The sequence below is a fragment of the Komagataeibacter kakiaceti JCM 25156 genome, from assembly GCF_000613305.1.
In genome coordinates, this window is the sequence record NZ_BAIO01000308.1 from 1 (window position 1) to 2,875 (window position 2,875).

Sequence of the window (2,875 nt, forward strand, 5' to 3'; positions counted from 1 at the left end):
TCCCGAGCGGTCCTGCGAAGGCCCCGCCCGGACCGGCCGGGCGGGGGATCGCTAGCACCTCACTCGCCGTTGCGGCGACCGTTGGGGCGGGACCAGATCAGGCTCCAGGTCTCGCCGTCCTCGTCATTGAAGAGGTTGGCAAAGATCGGGGCGTTGAAGCTCGGATCGTCGAGCTTGAGGCCCAGATAGCTGCGTCCCTCGTTGGACTGCTTGGACCAGGCGGCTCCAATCTCGGCCCGGTTGACGAACACCCGGTGGCTGGGGGCGTTGTCGCTCTGGCGTCCGGTCTCGGGAACGATGCGGACATTGCGGACCTGAACCGAGAGGGTGACGATCTCGCCGACATACTCGTTGCCGGACTTCTTGAAGGTGCCGATGGTGGCCATGATACTGCTCCGTGATCTCTGTTACCGAGCCCGCACCATTACGCAGGTACGACGATGGCGCGCCGACCAGGCTGCACATCTGACCAAAAGACCAGTGGGTGGGTGCAATCGGCTCATTCTGTCCCGGCACGGTCAGGGTCAGACGCTCGGCATTGTCGCGCGAGGCCTCGACGCGAATGGCGCGGCTTTCCACCGTACGAGCGGTGGCCCGATCCGCCCGCGCCAGCGTGGCGGCATGCAGATCTGACAGCGAGAGATACCGCTCATCATCCGGGCGGGAAAACCATTCAGACGATACACGGGCGCTACGCTCCCCACGCGAAGGATCGATCCGGAAGCCAGTGCGGGCGGAAGATATAATGGAAGCGGACATGGGAACTCTCCTCTCTTGCCGGATATTCGGCACCAGAGGCGAAGCCGCCCTCTCACTCCTTCCCGGCCGGACCGGCATGAAAAAAGCGGCTTCCGGATAACGGAAGCCGCATAGCACTTCATGAAATGCTACTTATTCGCCTTTCATGACCAAAGGGGGCACCGTGAAATCCGCCTCCTCAAACCAAGCTAGGATCGCTTCCATGGAAGCGAGGCGCCGGATCGTATCCTGGCTAATCAGGATGCGGCCATTTTCGTCCACGTCGTAAGAGACCGGCTCCCCGCTGCCCGTGAAGACGACCCGCTCCGGTCCCCATTGTCCGGGACAGGAATCCGCGCACCTGACAAAAGGTATCTTTTTCTCAAGGCACCATGCCTCCAAATCATCGAAACGCCCCCAGGCGACCTCGCGCGCGTGGAGGGTCAGCGATTCACCCACTATGCGGTCATCGGGCTTGAAGTGCTCGCCGTCCCACTCGGGTGATAAGTCGTCCTTGGCGAGCAAATAACAAAGCTCGATATAGTCTTCTGATGTGACGATGCCGCCAAGTTCAATCGAAGCAGATACGCGATCAGCCATAACGGTTTCTCCTATTGGCAAGGGCACGGAAACCCGGTCTGCGTAATGGGTGCAGACTGGGCTTCCCGCGTTCAATGGGTTGGACGCAGGTCTGCTACTCGGCGGCGATCGCTTCGATGTCGGGATCGGCTGCCGTGGTGGTTAGCAATGCTTCGGGTAGCCAGCCAGAGCCGTCGAGCAATTGCTCGGCTGCCTGCGCCATGTCGGTCTTCTTCAGATGGGCAATGCGGTTGGCAGCCTCGTCACCCCGCGCCTCACGTACGGCTTCGAGAATGCGCGCCTTGGTGACACGGCCGAGATAGTTCTCCACCGTCGCCTGCCAGCCCGCTTCCGCAAGATCGAGCCGGAGCACCGTCGCCAGACGACCGGCTCGCGCCATCCGCTCTCTGACGCTATGCGCCCCGCATCATGCCTGACGCGGTGCGAATTTGCATTGACTTCCATCGTCACATCGGAACAAATCACGAACATATAATCATGAATTCCGCCTGCACAAGGGACATCGAGCCGTGAAATGACTGCTGAACTCAATAAAAAAACCGGGCTGGAGACGCTTCGGGCTGCGATCAGCCGTCTCGAAGGGCATAGCGACCGACGCCGCAAGATGCTGCCTTTTGGCGTGCGCGAGATCGACAGCCGCCTGCCCGGTGGCGGGCTGGCGCTGGGTGCGTTGCACGAGGTGGCGGGTGGCGGCAACGATGCGCTGCACAGTGCGGCGGCCGGACAGTTTTGCGCCGGCATTGCGGCCCGCACGCGCGGCAAGGTGCTGTGGATCGTCACCCGCCAGGATGTGTTCGCCCCTTCCCTGAAGCAGGTCGGGCTGTCGGCACGCCGGACTATCTATGTCGAGGCGGGATCGGACGTCGATGTGCTGGCCTGTTTCGAGGAAGGACTGCGGCATGGCGGCCTTGGGGCTGTGGTCGCCGAGGTGGCGCGTCTGTCCATGACGGCCTCACGCCGCCTGCAACTGGCGGCCGAAACATCCGGCTCTCTTGGCATCGCATCCGACGCTGGCGGCGGCAGACGGATGCGGCGGATTTCGGCCAGCCGACTGCCAGCGTGACCCGCTGGCGGGTCTTTGTCCTGCCGTCCGTGCCGTTGCCGGTTCCCGGCGTCGGAAGGCCGCGCTGGTTGCTGGAACTGATCCGCGCCCGAGCAGGCGAATGTGCCGATTTTGAAGTGGAGGCCTGTGATGGCAAGGATCGTCTCTCTTTACCTGCCGCTCTGGCCGACGGATCGGATCAGGAAGCGGCTGGGCAAAGACGCGCCCGCGCCTGAGGCGCCACTGGCGCTGGCCGGGCGTGAAGGACGGCGTCGGGTTGTCTTGTCGGTCGATCTCGCCGCCCGGAAGCTGGGGCTGCGCCCCGGCACGCCGGTAGCCAAAGCCCAGGCGCTCTATCCCGATCTGGTGTTGATGGACGCCGATCCCGAGGGCGACCGTCTTGGACTGGAAAAACTTGCCTTGTGGTTTCAGCACCGGATCGCGCCCATCGTGGCCGTCGATGCGCCGGACGGTCTCCGGGCAAGGGACATCATG

Annotated in this window: 3 protein-coding genes and 3 pseudogenes; 2 read left to right on the top strand and 4 right to left on the bottom strand. The window is 63.2% G+C overall.

Annotation, left to right across the window (positions count from 1 at the left end; all coding sequences use genetic code 11):
* Positions 1–59: 59 nt before the first annotated feature.
* The 4 genes and pseudogenes from JCM25156_RS12810 to JCM25156_RS12820 form a co-directional block, all read right to left on the bottom strand.
* Positions 60–386 (bottom strand): DUF736 domain-containing protein, encoded by a 327-nt coding sequence (locus tag JCM25156_RS12810; protein ID WP_025813381.1) that lies wholly within the window; start codon positions 384–386, stop codon positions 60–62.
* Positions 358–759: pseudogene (locus tag JCM25156_RS28025) on the bottom strand (DUF932 domain-containing protein); the annotation flags it as partial. The gene JCM25156_RS12810 and the pseudogene JCM25156_RS28025, both read right to left, overlap by 29 nt.
* Positions 760–891: 132 nt before the next feature.
* Positions 892–1,338, bottom strand: a complete 447-nt coding sequence (locus tag JCM25156_RS12815) for a hypothetical protein (protein WP_025813382.1) — start codon at positions 1,336–1,338, stop codon at positions 892–894.
* 94 nt (positions 1,339–1,432) lie between these two features.
* Positions 1,433–1,738: pseudogene (locus JCM25156_RS12820) on the bottom strand (chromosome partitioning protein ParB); the annotation flags it as partial.
* Between the two features lie 114 nt (positions 1,739–1,852).
* Between JCM25156_RS12820 and JCM25156_RS24230 the strand changes: the two are divergent.
* Positions 1,853–2,616: pseudogene (locus JCM25156_RS24230) on the top strand (ImuA family protein).
* On the top strand, positions 2,531–2,875 hold a 345-nt coding region (locus JCM25156_RS28030), incomplete at its 3' end, for a Y-family DNA polymerase (protein WP_457851823.1). The pseudogene JCM25156_RS24230 and the gene JCM25156_RS28030, both read left to right, overlap by 86 nt.